Annotated in this window: 14 protein-coding genes and 1 tRNA gene; 12 read left to right on the top strand and 3 right to left on the bottom strand. The window is 54.4% G+C overall.

Annotated elements, in window-relative coordinates; translation table 11 throughout:
- The first annotated feature begins 54 nt into the window (after positions 1-54).
- Positions 55-2412 carry a DUF1566 domain-containing protein gene (locus tag R6U41_RS06590; RefSeq protein WP_410269038.1) on the top strand — a complete coding sequence of 786 codons (2358 nt, stop codon included), beginning with the start codon at positions 55-57 and terminating at the stop codon, positions 2410-2412.
- A 53-nt stretch (positions 2413-2465) separates the two neighbouring features.
- Positions 2466-2541 (top strand) — tRNA-Ala (locus R6U41_RS06585).
- Positions 2542-2669: 128 nt separating this feature from the next.
- Here the strand turns inward: R6U41_RS06585 and R6U41_RS06580 are convergent.
- The gene (locus R6U41_RS06580) at positions 2670-2972 is read right to left on the bottom strand and encodes a hypothetical protein (protein ID WP_410269037.1); all 303 of its coding nucleotides are present in this window, start codon (positions 2970-2972) and stop codon (positions 2670-2672) included.
- 30 nt (positions 2973-3002) lie between these two features.
- On the opposite strand from R6U41_RS06580, the gene icmF reads away from it, so the two are divergent.
- From icmF to R6U41_RS06540, 8 genes are all read left to right on the top strand, one after another.
- Positions 3003-6281 (top strand): fused isobutyryl-CoA mutase/GTPase IcmF, encoded by a 3279-nt coding sequence (gene icmF, locus R6U41_RS06575; protein WP_410269036.1) that lies wholly within the window; start codon positions 3003-3005, stop codon positions 6279-6281.
- A gap of 68 nt (positions 6282-6349) precedes the next feature.
- On the top strand, positions 6350-7201 hold the full coding sequence (locus tag R6U41_RS06570) for a 3-hydroxybutyryl-CoA dehydrogenase (RefSeq protein ID WP_410269035.1): 852 nt from the start codon (positions 6350-6352) through the stop codon (positions 7199-7201).
- A gap of 62 nt (positions 7202-7263) precedes the next feature.
- Positions 7264-8040 (top strand): enoyl-CoA hydratase/isomerase family protein, encoded by a 777-nt coding sequence (locus R6U41_RS06565; RefSeq protein WP_410269034.1) that lies wholly within the window; start codon positions 7264-7266, stop codon positions 8038-8040.
- Positions 8041-8217: 177 nt separating this feature from the next.
- Positions 8218-9987, top strand: coding sequence for an AMP-binding protein (locus tag R6U41_RS06560; protein WP_410269033.1), 1770 nt, complete (start codon positions 8218-8220; stop codon positions 9985-9987).
- A 21-nt stretch (positions 9988-10008) separates the two neighbouring features.
- Positions 10009-10290, top strand: a complete 282-nt coding sequence (locus tag R6U41_RS06555) for a hypothetical protein (protein WP_410269032.1) — start codon at positions 10009-10011, stop codon at positions 10288-10290.
- Between the two features lie 18 nt (positions 10291-10308).
- Positions 10309-11937: a cation acetate symporter gene (locus R6U41_RS06550; protein WP_410269031.1), complete on the top strand. Its 1629-nt coding sequence runs from the start codon at positions 10309-10311 to the stop codon at positions 11935-11937.
- Between the two features lie 157 nt (positions 11938-12094).
- On the top strand, positions 12095-12652 hold the full coding sequence (locus tag R6U41_RS06545; protein ID WP_410269030.1) for a hypothetical protein: 558 nt from the start codon (positions 12095-12097) through the stop codon (positions 12650-12652).
- A 3-nt stretch (positions 12653-12655) separates the two neighbouring features.
- Complete coding sequence (locus R6U41_RS06540; RefSeq protein WP_410269029.1) at positions 12656-14335, top strand: HD domain-containing phosphohydrolase; 1680 nt, start codon at positions 12656-12658, stop codon at positions 14333-14335.
- A gap of 17 nt (positions 14336-14352) precedes the next feature.
- Here R6U41_RS06540 and R6U41_RS06535 read toward each other — a convergent pair whose 3' ends face one another.
- Complete coding sequence (locus tag R6U41_RS06535) at positions 14353-16287, bottom strand: DUF294 nucleotidyltransferase-like domain-containing protein (RefSeq protein ID WP_410269028.1); 1935 nt, start codon at positions 16285-16287, stop codon at positions 14353-14355.
- Positions 16288-16564: 277 nt separating this feature from the next.
- Here R6U41_RS06535 and R6U41_RS06530 point away from each other — a divergent pair, with 277 nt between their 5' ends.
- Positions 16565-18457 (top strand): SurA N-terminal domain-containing protein, encoded by a 1893-nt coding sequence (locus R6U41_RS06530; RefSeq protein ID WP_410269027.1) that lies wholly within the window; start codon positions 16565-16567, stop codon positions 18455-18457.
- Positions 18458-18546: 89 nt separating this feature from the next.
- Positions 18547-18783, top strand: coding sequence for a hypothetical protein (locus R6U41_RS06525; protein ID WP_410269026.1), 237 nt, complete (start codon positions 18547-18549; stop codon positions 18781-18783).
- Between the two features lie 73 nt (positions 18784-18856).
- Here R6U41_RS06525 and R6U41_RS06520 read toward each other — a convergent pair.
- A partial coding sequence (locus tag R6U41_RS06520) for a DUF47 domain-containing protein (RefSeq protein WP_410269025.1) occupies positions 18857-19402 on the bottom strand: 546 nt, incomplete at its 5' end.

Here is a 19402-nt window from a genome sequence, read left to right as displayed (position 1 = left end):
CAGGCACTGACAATCTCCCGGCAATCCTAACACCAAGGCATATCTGACAGGGCTATGGAACGCGAAAATTTCTACCTTCTGCTCGAACTCCCCTGTGATCCGCCGGAAACTGATGTACGGGTCATTGAAGACGCCATTGCAAAAAAGCAGTCCGAATGGAGCCGCCTTCGCAATCATCCAACAAAGGGACTGCACGCCCAGAAATGCATCAATCTGATTCCTGAAATCCGCCGGGTGATGACCGACGAGGCACTGCGGGCCAAGGAGGCCGAAGCCGCCCGGGAAATCTCCGCCAAGGACAAGCAGGACAAGTACCCTGAAATCGACCGCCACATCGATATCCTCATGGGCAAGGGGCATATTACCCCGGAAGAGGCCCACAAGCTGTCCAAGGTCCACGGACTGGACCAGGGCGAAATCCAGGGACGGATTGCCGCGCGCAAAAACCAAAAATACAATCGCGTCGACCAGCAAATCACCCTCCGGATGGCCAAGGGCTTTCTCACGGAATCGGAAGTGGAGCAAATTGCCAAGCGCAATTCAGTCAAGGTCGATGAGGTGCGCAAGCGGGTTCGGTGCCCGATCAAAAAAAACGGCGGGGACAAGGACATCACTCCCCCCAGGCAGCTGGACCGGTCCCTGGAAAAAACCATCCGGGACAAATTGAAGCTGTTAAACAAGTCCTCGCTTTACGATTTTCTGGATCTTCCGGAAAGTGCCGATCTGCAAACCCTCCAGGAGGCGGCATCCCAAAAGAAAAAGCAGGTTGCCCGCGCCAGCAAAAAAGACGCCGTGGCCACGGCCAACAACACCCTGGCCGGCCACTGCATGACCCTGTTTAAATCCAATGAAACCCGGAATGCCTATGATGTAAGCCTGGCCCGGGCAAAACTGGCCGAACTTGACTCAGACATTGACATTGCGGGTATCAACGGCAAAATCCGCCCGGAATATTACGATATTCTGATTCAAAAAGGCATTGAGTTCGGCATGGAAAAACACGAGGCCGAACAGTATATCCGGGATTACTGCCGCAGGAAAAAATGGAGCATTGAAACGGCGCCCAAAAAACGGCGCCGTATGCTCATGACCGCGGGCGCGGCCGTGATAGCAGTCGTTTTGCTGGTCACCGCCGGGATGATTGTTTACAACATTCAACAGGACCGGGCCCGGCAGGCCGACTTTGACCGGCTGATCCGCCGGGTTGAGGACAAATCCGGGCCTTCGGAAAAAATTGATCTTCTGGAAAAATTCCTGCAGGCCCATGCCGGAGACGAAAATTACACCCGGTTCACAGATGCGGTTCGCAAGCGAATCGACAAACTTGCCGGGCGCGCGGCACAGCTTCGGTATGATGAAACAGCCGATGAGATTCAGGCGCTTGAACAGCAGGACAAATACGAACAGGCCATTGACCGCCTGGACCGGTATCTTCAATCCTCCCCCCCGAAAAAACAGGCTGACAAAGCCAGGAAAAAAATCACGAATCTGGAAGACCAGATTGAAAAAAAGAATTTCCAGGCCCTTGAAGATCTGATGCTTTCGGGCAGCACCAAAGAAAAAATGAAGGCCATTGACCGGTATCTGGAGAAATACCCGAACAGCACCCATAGGGAGGCTGTCCGGAGCATGGAAGCGGATATGAGCGGAGAGTATTACATTTATGTCCAAAATGCCCTGGAGCGCTGCGAATCCGATCAGGACTGGAAGGCGTGCGCCGATCTCTGCAGAGATTACCTTGACCGTTACGACAACTCCTATGCAGATCAATTAAAAGACCGCCTGGCGGAGTACCGGGAAAAAATCAAGCAGGCCCGGAGGCTGGCGGCACTGGAAAAAAAGGCCCGGCAGCACGGCACCGATTATGACAAGGCCATTGATGTTTACAAGGATTTTCTCACTGCCTACCCGGACTCCCCGCTGGCTGAAAAAGCGAAAAACGAAATCTCCCGTCTCCGGGAAATAAAAAAAGACCGGAAAGCCCAAAGCACCCGGCAGCGTTTCCGTAGCCTGCTGGCCCAAAGCAGCGACCGGTTCACGGAAAAAAGACGGGGCGTGGTCACGGATTCACGCACCGGGCTGATGTGGCAGCTTCTGGATTCCGCCATGGCCGGAGAGAGTCAATGCCTGACATACGAAGAAGCCGGCGAGTACGTGGAAAATTCCGAAACCGGCGGGTACACGGACTGGCGGCTGCCAACGGCGGAGGAGCTTGCCGTCATTTACAAGGAACCGCCCTATTTCCCGGTTATGGAAGAAAAATGGTACTGGACCGCGGACAGTTATTCGAGCTATTCAGATGGGTGGCGCCGGATCGTGGACACCATCGACAACCAGCCCGGTTCTGACTGGCGGGTGGAGCGCAGGGACTCGAAACAATGTGGTGCAGTGCGAGCAGTTCGAAAACCATAAATTTCCTGTTGACAAGCCCAAGGATTTTTTTTATCTTCAGAGCTTATCTCAAAGGGGCTGTAGCTCAGCTGGGAGAGCGCATGACTGGCAGTCATGAGGCCAGGGGTTCGAATCCCCTCAGCTCCACCATTTTGCATACAATAAACCGGCATGCGGCAAGGCATGCCGGTTTTTTATTGCCCTGGATGCTGAACACGATTCATTTAAAAAAATACCCCTTATTATTTTTTTAATCGTTTTTATTGACAAACGGCATTTTAAAATCTTATAGATAAAGAAAATGGAAAATCCGGCAAAAGCCTGCCGGAAGCATTGCTATCTCGATAAAAAACCGATATCCAAAATCGCTCTGACCATTGACGGACAACACAAAAATCGTGATTTTCGCTTAACGCTGCAACGTCCGCATCATGAAAACGGCAGATGGACAAAGGCAGGGTTGCCTGCCTAAACTTCCAGTTAACGATAACGGAAAATAAAGACATTCTCAAACAACAAACAAAACCGGAAAAAGGCTGCTGTAAAATCGTTGCATGCGGCCCCAAATCAGCTTTTTGCATCCGCACCGCGCATAGAACCAAGGAGACAACATGAGCACAGAAATCGAAACTTACAAGGCCAAACATCCCATCCGGGTGGTCACAGCCACCTCCCTTTTTGACGGCCATGATGCGGCCATTAACATCATGCGCCGGATACTTCAGGACACCGGCGCAGAAGTCATTCACCTCGGCCATAACCGTTCGGTGGCCGAAATCGTCAATGCCGCCATTGAAGAAGACGTCCAGGGCATCGCCATTTCCAGCTACCAGGGCGGCCACATGGAATTCTTCAAGTACATGCACGACATGCTGGCTGAAAAAAACGCCGGGCACATCAAAATTTTCGGCGGCGGCGGCGGCGTGATCGTACCTGACGAAATCCATGAGCTGGAAGAATACGGGATCACCAAAATCTATTCTCCGGCAGACGGCTCCAAAATGGGCCTGCAGGGAATGATCAACCACATGATGTCTGAAATGGACTTTTCCACTGTGGAGCCCGGCAACCTTGACGTGACCGGCGCGGACCGGGAAAACCCCTTTGCCATCGCCCGCGCCATTTCGGCCGCTGAACTGGCTCTGGCCGAAAACAACGGGAAAATCGAGGCCCTGCGCAAGCAGATCAAGGGAAAGGTCCCTGACCGGAAAATCCCCATTATCGGGCTGACCGGAACCGGGGGGGCGGGCAAGTCCTCGCTGACAGATGAGCTGGTGCTACGCCTTCTCTACGACAACCCGGACCTGCATATCGGCCTGCTGTGCTGCGATCCGTCCAGGCGCAAAACCGGCGGCGCGCTTCTGGGCGACCGGATCCGGATGAACGCCATTGACACCCCAAGGGTGTATCTGCGCAGCATGGCCGTACGCCGCACCAGCTTTGAACTGCCCATGGTGCTGCCCGATGCCGTGGATATTTTAAAGACAGCCAACACGGATCTGATCATCATTGAAACAGCGGGCATCGGCCAGGGATCATCAAACATCTTTGATTTAACCGATGTGTCGGTCTATGTGATGACCAGCGATTACGGCGCCTCAACCCAGCTTGAGAAAATCGACATGCTTGATTACGCAGATCTTGTGGTCATCAACAAGTTTGACAAGCAGGGAAGCGAGGATGCGGTGCGCGACATCCGCAAGCAGGTGCAGCGAAACCGCAAGGCCTTCTCGCAAAAGCCAGACGATATGCCGGTGTTCGGCACCATTGCCGCCCGGTTCAACGACGACGGGGTCACGGCCATGTATAGCTACCTGCTGGAGGTGGTGGCGGAAAAAACGCAAATCACCTATACCACCAGCCTGCCCGTACCCGATACCAAGGAGTCCTCGTCCAAGTCCATCCTGGTTCCGCCCGAGCGCAACCGGTATCTGTCTGAAATCTCCGATACCCTGCACAAATATCACGAGGAAACCCGCAAACAGGCCGATGCCCTGCGTCGGGCCTGGCACCTGGAACAGACCGCTGAAACCCTTGAACAGGGCGGGCTCTCCGGCGATACCCAGACGCTGCTCGATCGGCTCAAGGAAGAAATCGAGGCCGCAAAAAACCATATCGCTCCGGAGACCAAAAGCCTTACACAACAATGGCAACAAATCGAACAGGATTTTTCCGGCGATGATTACGTCTATCACGTCCGGGGCCGGGAAATCCGGGTGCCCCTGTATACCGAATCGTTGTCCCGGTTAAACATCCCCAAAATCGCCCTGCCCAAATTCAAGGACCCGGCGGAAATTTACACTTGGATGCGCCGGGAAAACTTGCCCGGCCGGTTTCCCTTTACCGCCGGCGTCTTTCCGCTGAAACGAAAAGACGAGGACCCCACCCGGATGTTTGCCGGCGAGGGCAACCCGGAGCGCACCAACCGCCGGTTCCGGCTGCTCTCGGAGCACTCCCCTGCCAAGCGGCTGTCCACGGCCTTTGACTCGGTGACCCTTTACGGTTTCGACCCGGACCCCCGGCCGGATGTTTACGGCAAGGTGGGCACTTCGGGCGTAAGTGTCTGCAACATCGAGGATGTCAAAATTCTCTACAGCGGCTTTGACCTGGCCGCCCCGAGCACCTCGGTGTCCATGACCATCAACGGCCCGGCCCCGATGATGCTGGCCATGTTTTTCAACACCGCCATTGATCAGCAGATTGAGAAATTTGAAAAGGAGCAAGGCCGCAAACCCGATGACAAGGAAGCCGCGGAAATCCGCGATAGGGTGATTTCCAGCATCCGGGGCACGGTTCAGGCCGATATCCTGAAAGAAGACCAAGGCCAGAACACCTGTATTTTCTCCATTGATTTCGCCTTAAAGATGATGGGCGACATCCAGCAGTATTTCATCGAGAAAAACGTCCAGAATTTCTATTCCGTGTCCATATCCGGCTACCATATTGCAGAGGCCGGGGCCAACCCCATCTCCCAGCTGGCCTTTACCCTGGCAAACGGGTTTACCTATGTGGAATACTATCTGTCCCGGGGCATGCCCATTGACAGCTTTGCCCCCAACCTTTCCTACTTTTTCTCCTCGGGCATGGACCCTGAATACAGCGTGATCGGCCGGGTGGCCAGGCGCATCTGGGCCGTTGCCATGAAGGAGAAATACGGTGCGGACGTGCGCTCCCAGATGCTCAAATACCACATCCAGACCTCGGGCCGGTCCCTGCACAGCCAGGAAATCCAGTTCAACGACATCCGCACCACCCTCCAGGCCCTGTATGCTATCTATGACAACTGCAACAGCCTGCACACCAACGCCTATGACGAGGCCATCACCACGCCGTCTGCCGAGGCCGTGCGCCGCTCCCTTGCCATCCAGCTGATTTTAAACCGGGAATACGGCCTGACCAAAAACGAGAACATGAACCAGGGAAGCTTTATCATCGAGGCGTTAACCGACCTTGTGGAAGAGGCCGTGCTGGCCGAATTTGACCGGATCACCTCCCGGGGCGGGGTCCAGGGAGCCATGGAACGCGGCTACCAGAGAAGCAAGATCCAGGATGAGTCCATGTATTACGAGTACCTCAAGCACACCGGGGAGATGCCCATCATCGGGGTCAACACCTTTCTGCCCCCCGAGGGCGAGGGAGACGAGGCCATGGGCGATCTGGAACTGGCCCGGGCCACAGAGGAAGAAAAACAATCCCAGCTTGAGCGTTTAAATGCCTTTATCGAAAAAAACCGGGACTACAGCCCGGAGGCCCTGCAGCGACTGAAAGACACGGTGCTTTCCGGCGGCAACATCTTTGCTGAGCTCATGGACACGGTGCGGGTCTGCTCCATCGGCCAGATCACCGAAGCGCTTTACGAAGTGGGCGGCAAATACCGCAGAAACATGTAAAACGGATTTAATTTCAAGCAGCCGGAACCGGTTGCGGAATTGACGAAAAAAGGAAGGAAAAGGATAAAATGAAGATTCAAACCATCATGGTGGTGGGCGCCGGGCAGATGGGCGGGGGCATTGCACAAACAGCCGCAACCGCTGGATTTACGGTTTATCTAAACGATATTTCGGAAGAACTTGTCAAAAAGGGCACAGAGGCCATATCGGCCAGCCTTGACCGGATGGTGAAAAAGGAAAAAATCTCGGATGCGGACAAATCGGCCATTTTAGAGCGCATCACCCCGGTCACGGGCCTTGAAAAAACCGCTGAATGCGACCTGGTGGTTGAGGCGGCCGTGGAGTCCATGGAAATCAAGGCCAAAATTTTTGCCGAGCTCGACCGGCTGGCACCAAAGCACGCCATTTTGGCCTCCAACACCTCGTCTCTTCCCATCACCGGCATTGCCGCCCACACCAGCCGGCCGGAAAAAGTCATCGGCATGCATTTCATGAACCCCGTACCGGTAATGAAGCTGGTGGAGATCATCAACGGCTTGGCTACGGATCCGGATGTAACACAAACCGTGCGCGACTGCGCCACGGCCATGGGCAAAACACCGGTGGAATGTCGGGATGTGCCCGGATTTGTCTCAAACCGGGTGCTGATGGTCATGCTCAATGAAGCCCTCTGGGAACTCTACGAAGGGGTGGCCACGGCCGAAGGCATTGATACTATCATGAAACTGGGAATGAACCATCCCATGGGCCCCCTGGCCTTGGCCGACTTAATCGGGCTGGATACGGTTCTGGCCATTCTTGAAGTGCTCCAGGACGGCTACGGTGATCCCAAGTATCGCCCCTGTCCGCTTTTGAAATCCTATGTGAGCGCCGGGTGGCTGGGCAGAAAAACCGGAAAAGGCATTTACGACTACCGGTAGAAAACCAACATATCCGGCACCAGTTCGTTTCTCCAAACCCTTTTTAACGGAGGTTTTCGATTATGGCCTATGAAACCATTAAAACCGAAGTCAACGAGCACATCGGGTTTATCACCTTTAACCGCCCGGATCATTTAAACACCTTCAATTCCACACTGGCGCGGGAGTTTAACCAAGCCCTGGAAGCCTTTGAAAACGACACCGAAGTCCGGGTCATCGTGGTGGCCGGAGAGGGCAAGGCCTTTTGCGCCGGCATTGACGTAAAAGAGCTTTCCGGCAAGCAGAACCTGGACTACTACCGCTGGGTTAAACAGATGGAGGAAATGAGCCTGCGCATTGCCGACATGGGAACCCCTGTAATTGCAAGCGTGCAGGACCTGGCCGTGGCAAACGGCATCGGCGTGGTGGCCTCAGCCGACATGGCCGTGGCCGCAGAAGGCGCCCGGTTCGGGGCCACGGCCGTAAATGTCGGGCTTTTCTGCATGGGTCCGGCCGTTGCCCTGTCCCGGAACCTGGGGCGGAAAAAAGCCCTGGAACTGGTGATCACCGGCGAGATGATCACAGGCGAGGAAGCTTGGCGCATCGGTCTTGTCAACAAGGTGGTGCCCAAGGATCAGCTGCAGGAAGAAACCCTTTCCCTGGCCCGCAAAATTGCCGCAAAAAGTCCCCTGGCTGTGCAGCTGGGCAAAAGATCCTTTTATCAGATGGAAGACCTTGAGTACCCAAGGGCCTATGAAATGGCCAACAACCATTTTGCCATGCTCTGCAGCACCGAAGATGCCCACGAGGGCGTGGACGCGTTTTTAAACAAGCGCAAACCCGACTGGAAATTGCGCTGATTCCCGATTCAAGCTTCATGTAAGTTTTGTAAAAAGGCCCCCTGCAAAACGTATCTGCTTTGTTTTTTAAACAACGTTTACACAAGCAAAAGTCAATCGCTGAATAAAGCATCGTCTTGCAGGATCTTAAGCTGTTCACCCGAAACAAAATCAGAACAACACAGGAGGAGACCCCGAATGGCACTGGAGAACATCTACAAGGAAGTCATGGAAGTCAACACCACAGATGACATGACCAAGCGCCGGGAAAAAGCAAAGGCGTTATTCGAAAAGCTCAACCACATGGAGCTGCCGAGCCATTTCAACTGGGCAGAGGAAATCCTGGAAGGGCTGCACGTAAAAGAACGCGGTGATCAGCCGGCCCTGCAATGGGCGGACATAACCAACGGGGAAGAGCGCACCTACACCTACAGGCAGCTGGCCGAAGAGGGCAACCGATGCCTGAATTTCCTCCGCAAGCATGGCATTGAGCAGGGCCAAAACATGTACATGATGATCCCCATTGTGCCGGAAACCTGGTTTGCCACCCTGGCCTGCCTCAAGGGAGGATTGATCAATGTGCCCACGGCCACATCCATGACCGTGCGGGAACTGCAGTTCCGGTTTGAAAACTATGCCCCGGACAGCATTGTGGCAGAGGAAAGCGCGGCCGCGGCCATTGATGAGGCCCTTGCGGAAACCGGTGCCCAGCCCAAGATCAAAATCGTTTTGGGCAAAAAAGACGGCTGGATCAGCTACAGCGAGTTGGCCAACGAGTCGGGCTTCGCCGAGGGGGCCAAAATCAAAAAAGACGACGTGCTGATCTGCTTTTTCACCTCCGGCACCACTGGACTGGCCAAGCAGGTGGGGCAAAGCGCTACTTCCTATCCCATCGGACACCTGTCCTCAGCCGTTTTTATCGGCATCCGCCCGGGCGAGGTACATCACAACCTGTCTGCCCCGGGCTGGGCCAAATGGGCCTGGAGCAGCTTTTTTGCACCGCTCAACGTGGGCGCCATCGTGGCGGGCTTTCATTTCACCGCCCTGGATCCCAAGACTTATCTTGAATTTGTATCCAAATTCAAGGTCAGCACCTTCTGCGCCCCGCCCACGGCATGGCGGGCCTTTGTGGGTTTGGATCTGAGCCAGTTTGATTTCTCCCACTTGAGATCTTCAGTGAGCGCCGGCGAACCGCTGAACCCGGAAGTCATCCAGCAGTGGAAGAAATACACGGGAACGGAAATCCGGGATTTCTACGGACAAACCGAATCCACGGCCATGATCGGCAACTCGCCCTGGATGGAAGGCAGGATGCGCCTGGGCTCCTTTGGAGAACCTTCATTCATGCACGATATCACCCTTGCCGATGACGAGGGCAATGAGATCACCAAACCCGAGGAAGTCGGCCACATTGTGGTGCGCCTGGACCGATGGCGGGCCATTGGCCTGTTTACCGAATACATCGGCAATCCGGAAAAAATGAAAGAGGTTTTTGTCAACAATTTCTACTACACCGGCGACCGGGCCTATTTTGACGAAGACGGCTACTGGTGGTTTGTGGGACGGGCCGATGACGTGATTAAATCCTCGGACTTCCGGGTGGGCCCCTTTGAAGTGGAAAGCACCTTAATCGAGCATCCGGCCGTGGCCGAGGCCGCTGTGGTGGGAAGCCCCGATCCCAACCGCTACCAGCTGGTCAAGGCCTTTGTGATCCTTTCACCGGGATATGAACCCTCCCGGGACCTGGCCCTGGAATTGTTCCAGCACACCATCAACATACTGGCCAAATTCAAAATCCCCAGGATCATAGAATTTGTCACGGAAGTACCCAAGACCATCAGCGGCAAGATCCGGCGCATTGAGCTGCGGGAAGGCGAGATCATTAAAAAGAACAAGGGAGAGGAAAAGGCCAAAAACGAATATTATTACCATGAATTTCCCGAGTTGAGCTCCAAGAAAAAAGACTAAACCACAAGAAGGAGGGGACGTATGAAGGAACAGCTGTACAAAAAGGAGTTGCGCATCACGGTGCTGTTCGTGGTCATCCTGATGATCTTCGGGCACTTTGCGCAGATTTTCAAACTATTTCCATCCCTGCAGGAAGGTTCCATGTGGGGATTTCCGGTACACTACATCATGCCCATCCTGATGGGATGGTTCGGCCTGCTCATCCTGGCAATCATCATGGCTGTGGTGCTCAACAAATTTGATGATGACATGGATGCGTATACCAGCTCGCTTGAGGACAAAAATTCCGGTGACACCGTTTAAATCAGGAGGGGATTATACATGGAAGCAACCGAATTTGTATTGCCGAGCATGTGGATGGGCATTGCTGTTGTGGTCATCCTGTTTGCCATTTTCTACTATGTGGGCTGGCTGGCAGCCAAAAAAACCACCAGTGAAGAAGACCTGTATGCCGCCGGCTTTGCCATCGGCCCGGTGACAAACGGACTGGCCATGGGTGCCACCTGGGCGAGTCTGGCCACGTTTATGGGCGTTATTGCCCTGATCTACAAACTGCAGGCGCCGTTTGTGTATTTGTGGATCCAATGGGCCCTGTCCATTCCTTTGCTGACACTGCTCTACGGAACGTGTCTGCGGCGGATGAAGGCCTTTACGCCCGCATCCTTTATCAAGGTGCGCTACGGAAACGAAGCGGCCATTGTAATCATTGTCTGGATGTGTCTGAGCATGATCATGTACGCCCTGGGCCAGATGATCGGCCTGGGCATGGCCTTTGAAGTGCTCTTTGGCCTTCCCTACAAATACGCCCTGGTCATCGTGGGCATTGCCACCATCGGATTTATCACAATGGGCGGCATGTACGGGGCCTCTTATAACGCGGCCTTCCAGATGGTTGTCATGATCATTGCCATGGTGGTGCCCATGGGCGCGATCATGAAGGCCATGGGGTCTTCGGGATGGTGGTTTCCGCCACTGGCCTACGGCGACATGGTGCCGGGAATGCTCCAGCAGCTTCCAACGTTTTTTGACATGAAATACGATTATCGCTGGTACTTCGCCCTGATTCCGGCATTTACCATGGGCCCCATTGCCCTGCCCCATCTGGCCATGCGGGTTTTTACCTCATCGAGCATCAAAAGCGCCCGCTGGTCAGTGGTATGGTTTATCCTGTTTTTGGGCCTGCTGTTTTCCGGGGCCTACACGGCCGGGTTTGCCGGAAACTATTTCACGGCCCTGACAGGTCATGAAATTGCCAAACCGGATCAGACCATTCTGATCTTAAACGTGTTCTACAATCCGGCCATTGTTGCCGCATTCGTGGTCGGCGGGGCCATTGCCGCGGGCATGTCCACCATCAACGGCAATCTTATGGCCATTGCCGGCCTGGTCGGCGGCGACCTGCTCGGCATTCTGGCCCCGAAAATGCCCGGCGCCAAAAAAATGCGCTGGGGTTATCTGGCACTGGGCATTGCCGGCATCGTGACCATCCTGCTGGCTTTCAGCCCGCCGCCGTTTCTGGTCACCAGTATTCTCTGGGCATTCGGGCTTCTGGCCACTGCAGTGAGCCCGAGCATCCTGTTGGGGGTCTGGTGGAAGCAGGCCAACAAGATCGCCATGATCATTTCCTCGGCGGCCTGCGGCATCATCTATATCATCATCTCCCCGCACGTGCTTTCAAACATTGTTGTGGGCAAGGGCCTGGTGGCCGCACTGGGCATGTCCGGGGCCATGGTCACCGTGCCCCTGTCGTTTGCCTCGTTTATCATCCTGTCTTTTGTCTTTAACAAGATGCAGCTGGCGGCACCGACCCTTGAGGACAAAAAGATGATCGACCGCATCCATGGCTGGGGCATTGACTATGACGAGGCCAGATACAACGGCGTTGCCATGCCCATTGTCCTGGTGGGCCTTTCTGTGATCGTATTTATCTGGGGTATGCAACCCTGGTAGGCGGCATCAACAATTGACACCTTAACCGAAAACAGGCAGGAGAAGGGCAAAAAGGCCTTTCTTCTGCCTGTTTTTGTGGTTATTATGAAAAGCAAAAGCCCTTGATTCCGCGGAATCAAAAATGCAAACCAAAGAAAAATACTTGCCAGGAGTCAGGATGAACTACCCATCGGCCATGCAGGCCGTGCTCAGGCTCGATGAAAGCGTATATCCGGCCATTATGGCGGATAACCGAACAGTGTGGTACTGTGTGGTCAACATCTCGATTTTCGGAATTCTCCACGCCCTGTTTTCCCTGCATTTCAGCAGCTCTATGATGGCCGGCGGCCCGGCGGCCGAACCCCTGCCCCTGGCCTCCAGGGCGGCCATCGTCCTGGTGGGCGTGGCCGTGGCCTTTTTCATGCATGCGGGTGCAGCCATGTTTCTGTGGGTATTTTCCCGTGGCATTGGCGGCAACACCTCCTTTTTCCCGGTTTATTTCAACCTCGGCATTTCGTTTATCGGCCTGTGGCCCCTGGCCCCGGTGCTGGCCGCCGTTCAGTCCGGGATCAACGGGACGGCCGTGTTGTTATTGCTGTTTCTGGCATCCATTTACGCCCTGGCCGTGATCCTGTTTGGCACCAAGAGCGCCTCCGGGCTTTCCCTGACGCGGATGTCAGCGGCCATGGCCATTACCATCATATTTGTGGCCTGTTTTCTTTACTTGTGGTTATAAAAAATGTCTGAATCCTTTGAATACAACCGGCTGCTGCAACACACCGCAAATGTCGATCCCCCCCTGGGCCACAGCATCGATTTCCAGGAAAGCCTGCGAAATCTGGTCAGCGCGGTGGCTGATATTTTTGATGCAAAGGCCTGCCTGATATGCCGGCTGGATCCGCTTAAAACCGAAGCCCGGGTCCTTGCCGCCGAAGGCATTGAAAAAAACGCCGCAAAAATCATTCAAATGCCCGAAACCGCAGACATCCCTGAACTGCGCCGGCACGAGCCCGTCTTTATCGAAAACGCCGCCGCAGACATTCGTGTTTCCGGGCTGTTGACAGCCGCCGGAAAAGATATCTGTTCTGTCATGGGCCTGCCCTTTTCCGTGGCCCAGGACATGACCATGATCTTGTGGCTCTGCTTTGACCGCGCCTTAAGCGGGGAAGAAACCAATCCGCGACTGCAAAGGGCCGTGTGCATCCAAGGCGCGGCCACTGTCAAAAATGCCATCCAGCAAACCCGGTACCTGGAAACCTTCCGCAAGATCAGCGCCGCTATTCACCAGGGGGAGCAGGCCGCTGATATCCTGAAAACCATCGTGGAAAACATCCAGGAAATCATGGAGGCCCGGGGGTGTATTTACTGGATCGTGGACACCAACGCCTGTGCTATTCACATGAAGGCCACATCCGGATTCCAGATGGAGAATCTGTCCCGGGTCAGCTATGAAATCCTGGAGGAAGTGTTTGAATTTCACGACGAAAAGGATATCTATTTCAAGGATGTGAGAGGCGATCCCAGAATCCCGAGCACAACCACCCTGGGCAAGCAGATGGTCACGTCCATACTGGGCATTCCCTTTCCCATTGCAGAGCCCTACCGGGGCATTCTGGCGGTCTATTTCAGCCATCCCAGGCCGCTTTTGAAAAGTGAAATCGAGTTTGTCCGGGCCTCGGGCAGACAGGGCGCCATTGCCCTGCACAAGGCCTTTCGCTATGACGAAAAAATGCTCAAGGCCTTTCGGGAAACCATCGAGGGACTGGTTCTGGCCCTGGAGGCCAAGGACATGTGCACCCACGGCCATTCGTTAAACGTGGCCAACTATGCCCATATGACCGCCCTGGAGATGGGCTTGGGAGAAAAAGAGGCCGATACCGTCTATCATGCCGGCCTGCTCCATGACATCGGGAAAATCGCCATGGATGACACCATCCTGGCCAACCTGGGCAACCTGATGCCCTGTGACATGGAAACCATAAAAAAGCATCCGGTCATCGGCGCCCGCATCATCGCCCCCTTATCCTCGCTTGCCAACGTGGCCGACCTGATCCGCAGCCACCATGAACGCTACAACGGCACCGGCTACCCCGAGGGTTTGCTCGGGGAGGCCATCCCTCTGGGGGCAAGAATTATTGCAGTAACCGACAGCTTTGACGCCATGACCTCCCAGCGGCCCGGCACACAGACCGTGGGTGTGAAAAAGGCCATGTCCCTGCTGCTGGAACAGGCGGGCACCACGTTTGATCCGGAAGTGGTCAGAAGTTTTGTGCGGGCCATTGAAAAAAATCCGGATGCGGTAACCCCTTTTACCCTCACCGAGGACTATCTGAGCCAGCATGCCCGGACATTTGCGGACACGGAAAAACAGGGCTCGCCGCTGGCCAGAATGCTGAAAAAGTGTGTACCCGGTTTTTAACCGCCACTTTTTGCCCCTTATGGCAGATACAGGAAAAAATCCACGCGCAGTTTGGCCTGGGCCACGCGGATCTGCTTAAACGCCTCTTTTAATGCCTGCTGGTCAATGGTGGTCAAATCACCCGGCCTCAGATAATTGTTGACCTCGCCCTGACCGCTTTCCATGACCCGGCTCTGGTGTCTGAGCCGCTGGTGCATAAGAAATTCATAAGCATGGACCAGATCGTCAAAGGCTTCCTTGTCAAGGCGCTGCTGATCATACAGGGCCCGGAGGCGCTTGACCGTATTGGTTTCGGTCATTTGGGTCTGCATGGCGTAAATCCGGCCGAAATCCACCACCAGGCGCATGGCGCTTTTGATATCCAGGGCGCCTTTTCCCCGGCCCTTTTCCTGGAGCACAAAGTTGCCGAAAAACCCTAGGGGCGGCCGGTAATGAAGGGTGTTTCTGGCCATGTGCCGCAGCAGGCCGGGCCATTCAGCCAATTCGGCAAACAGGGCTGAATGCAGCTGATCCACAAGCTCCCGGCTGCCGTGTCCAAGGCGGAAATCAAAAAAAATCCCGGCGTTTAAAATCCGGTCCGGATCATCGCTGATCACCCATTTCCGGTAATATTTTTTCCACACGGACAAGGGCTGGCACCAGTCGGGATTTTTGGCCATGATATTGAATTCACAGTGCTGCTGGCCGATTTCATGCAGCTGGTCGCAGACACGGGTGCCAAGCTCCGGAAAATAGCGGTTTACCGCTTCCCTGTCTTGTTCAGCCACGTCTGCATAAACAATGGCATTGTCCTGATCGGTCTTAAGCGTCTGTTCCTTTCTGCCCTCGCTGCCGAAAAGCAAAAATGCGAAATCTACCGGCGGGCTTCCCATGTCAGCCAGGGTCATATCCATGACACGAGCCAGCACCGCATCGGTGATGGCTGTGATAATGCCGTTGACATGGCCGGCTCTCAGGCCGCTTGACAGCAGGCGGGTAACCACTTCCGGCAGCTTGGCGTAGGCCTGCTTTAGCTGCTCTGTTTTACGGGCGTTTTGAATTTCATGGACCAGAAACACCGGGGATTGGGTGCCTTCCAGCAGCAGGTCGCGCTCGGTGATCACTCCCTGGATGCGCTCGCCGGCAAAAACCGGCAGATGCTTGATCCGGCGGCGCATCATGGTCAGCACGGCCTCAAACACCGGCACCTGGCTGCTGATCTGTATCAGGGGCCCGGACATGATGGTCTCCACCGGATCCTGCGGGGACCTGCCGGCCACAATGACTTTTTTGCGCAGGTCATCGTCTGTGATCAGGCCGGCAGGCCGGCTTTGATCGTCAAGGACGACAATGGCGCTTCTGCCACTGGCACTGATCAGTTCGGCCGCCTCGCGAATGGAGGTGTCAGCCGGACAGGACGGAAAGCCCCGGGCGATATCGCCCACCGGCTTCCACATGAACGCATCCGTAACAGGCTCCGGGACCTGTGCGGCTTCGGCCGCCCCGGCCGGAGACGGTCGTTTTCTGCCCTCATCCATGGAACGGGAAAAATAGCGGGCAAACTCCGGATGCTTAACGCACAGGCGCAGGAAGTTTTCCCTGTCCAGGGCATAGACAGTGACGTTTTGCGCACAACGCACCGTGGAGGTGGAAATCCCGTTGTTAAACAACAGGGAGATGCCGCCGTAAATGCGCCGCGGCCCCAAAATTTCCTTGACCGCCGGCTTGCCGTTTTCCTCGATCACGCGCTCGAGCCGGCCGGATTGCACAATGATCACATGGGAAAGGATGGTTTCTTCCTGAACAAACAGGGTGTGATTTTTTGGATGGCTCAGCTCGGTTAAATTGGCGGAAACGATTTCGATCTCGGCTGCGGGCAGAAGGTCAAAGGGCGTTGCGGCACGTAGAAACGCCTGCCGGCTCCCGAGCTGCTCAAAACCAACCGGCTGGACTTGGCGGGGAAAATTTTCCATGGCATCCTACCTGTTTTTTACCTGTGAAAAACCGGCCGGCGACCGGCCCCTGAATGGCAAAAACCGCGCAAAAAATATCGTATCTATTATTATAACATAAATTTTATGATTTTCGACATGAAGCTTTTTTGGGCACAAACTATTTTTCGGGTAATTTGAAACCGTCTGCAGTGCCGGGCAATACCGTGCACAATACCGTGCATATGCTTGACAAAATCCGGTTTTCTCCGTATGATGCCAATCTTGCAATTCATATCCAAATACTTAAGAGGTACAGATGCTCAGTTCAATGCGCAAAAGCGCTGGTTCGTGGATGATCAAAATCCTGCTGGGGCTCATCGTGCTGGCTTTCGTTTTCACAGGCGCGGGCTCCTTTTACTCCCAGCGGGAAACCTCAGTTGCGGAAGTCAACGGCGAGCCCATCACCATTGATGAATACCAGCGCACCTATAACAGCATCATGCAAAACCTGGAGCAGCGCTTCGGCGATCAGCTCAATCAGGACCTGCTGGAGATGCTCGACATCCAGGGCCAAGCCATAAACCAGCTGATCGAAAAACATCTGCTGCTGCAGATTGCCGAGCAAAACAATCTCCGGATCCCGGATAATGCCCTTGCCAGCGCCATTGCAGAGATTTCCGCCTTCCAGAATAACGGCCGGTTCGATGCCCGGCGCTACCGCCAGCTGCTGGAACAAAACCGCCTGTCGCCGGAAGACTTTGAAAACCTGCACAAGCAAACCCTCCAGACCGGCATGATCCGGAACCTGGTGTCCGGCGCCGTCCCGGTTTCCGAAGTCGAAATCCGCGCATGGCACAACTGGCAGAACATGGAAATCAAAATTGACTATGCGGAGTTCTTCGGCAGCGACTTTTCAGATATTGAAGTCTCTGAAGAAGAAATTCGGGAATACTTTGAGACCAACAAGGAAAAATACAGAACCCAACCCTCGGTCCAAGCGCGCTTTTTGCGCTTTGACCCCGCCGACTGCATTGATGAAATAGAAATCTCGAAATCGGAAATCAAAGATTACTACCAGGCCCATCAGGACGAATTCGGCACCCCTGAAACGGTTACGGCCCGCCACATCCTGCTGAAGGTCCCGGAGGACGCAGAGAAAAACCAGGATACCGAAATCCTGGACCAGGCCGCTGAAATCATGGAAAAAGCCCGTAGCGGGGAAGACTTTGCCGCACTGGCAAAAAAACATTCCGACGGTCCTACGGCAAAAGACGGCGGATATTTGGGATCATTTAAACGCGATGACATGGTCGAAGCCTTTGCCGAAGCCGCCTTTTCCCTCGATCCGGGAGATATCAGCGAACCGGTGCGCACCCGGTTCGGCTGGCACGTGATCAAGGTTGAAGAGCGACAGGAGGCCGAAGTCGAACCCCTGGAAAAAGTCCGTGATAAAATCAGGGACAAGCTCGCCGAGCAGCAGACACGGACCATTGCTTATGACAAGGCATGGTCGCTTTATGAAATATCCTTTGAAGGCGATGACCTGATTGACAATGCCCGGGACCTGGATCTGGATATTGAAACCACGGATTTTTTCACCCGGGAAAAGGGGCCGGCAGACATTGACGCCCCCGGGCAATTTGCTGAAACCGCCTTTGGCACTCCGCTGATGGAAATCAGTGAGGTCAAGGAAATCGGTGATGCCTATTTTCTGATCCAGCCCATTGAACGAAAAGAACCGGAAATCCCGGATCTCGATAATATCAAAGACAGGGTGGAAAACGACTTGGTGCGGCAAAAGCAGCGTGAGGCCGCAGAATCAGCAGCAGAAAAGTTTCTGGCACAGGCCCGCTCCGCAGACAGCTTTAATGATGCCGCCCGGGAAGCAGGCGTTGAAATCCACACCACGGATTTTTTCAAACGCAGCCAGCCGGTGCCCGATATCGGCAACAGCCGGCAGGTATCAGCGGCCGCATTTTCCCTGAGCCCGGAAAACCCGATTTCCGAATCTGTCATTAAGGAAGGCGGGCGTTTTTTCGTTCTTCACCTGTGCGAACAAAAGGTTCCGGATGAAAAGGATTTTGAATCACAGCAAAAAAATGCTGCAGCGCAGCTCAAGGAACAGAAACGTCGGCAGACACTGAACAAATGGATTGCCGCACTGCGGCAAAATAGTGACATTGAAGTATCTGACCGGTTCTCCGACTAATTTGAACAAAAACGGCGTTAAAACCGCAGATCAGGTCAGATACGATTTTAAAAGCCGCTTCTGCGCCCGATCAACCAGAAGGGGGGATCATGGGCATACGAAAAAAAAAGACAAAGGGCAATCCGGAAACCTATCTGATCAAGCGCTGCCCGGAATGTTTTGCAAGCCTGCCCATTGACGCCACCCATTGTTTTTCCTGCAAGGCCCGGGTGGGCAAGGTGGACCGCCACGGCAAAGCCAAACGCCCGATCAACTGGTATTCTTATGTCATCTGCATCCTTTCCTGGCTGGCTCTGATCTTATACATCAAATGGGCTTTTTTCTAGCGGCAACCCCTCTCCAGTCCAGGATCTGCCGCCCGTGTTGCAGCGCTCTTTTCCGGCAGTATGGACAACGATATTATTTGGACACCATGGCCCGCATCATATCCCCTGAATTTTCAGAGTGATCCGCGATATTGCCGATAATTTCCGCCAGCCTCACCAAATGAAACACGGTGATGGGGTCTTTTTCGGTTTGAAACACCTTCCGGATCAGGGCATATTCACGCTGGTCGGCATCATGTTCCATCTGACGGATATTGGATATGATATCCTTGACTTTTTTGCGCTGTTTTTCGGAAAAATTTTTAAAGTAGACCTGGGCTTCGCCCACCATCCGGCTTAACTCCTCGGTGGGTTCAATGGCGGCATCCACCAGCAGGAAAAAATCGCGTTCCAGAATTTCCGGAATCCCGTTGTCCATCCGGTGGGACAGCCAGTTTAAAGCCTCCTGGACACTGTCGAGAACGCTGTCCTGCTCCCGCAGATACTGAAACAACTGAAACTTCTCCACCGGAAGCATGACGCCCTTTGGCAGGTGCCCGCGAATTCTGCGCTTGATGGCATCGGCTTCATGCTCGATGCGGATGACTTCCTGCCGGTGATCCTCGAACACCTCGCATCT

This window comes from Desulfosalsimonas sp., from assembly GCF_046483245.1.
Classification (GTDB): Bacteria; Desulfobacterota; Desulfobacteria; order Desulfobacterales; family Desulfosalsimonadaceae; genus Desulfosalsimonas.
The sequence above is the reverse complement of the archived record's forward strand: the minus strand, read 5'-3'. Positions and strand labels throughout refer to the sequence as shown.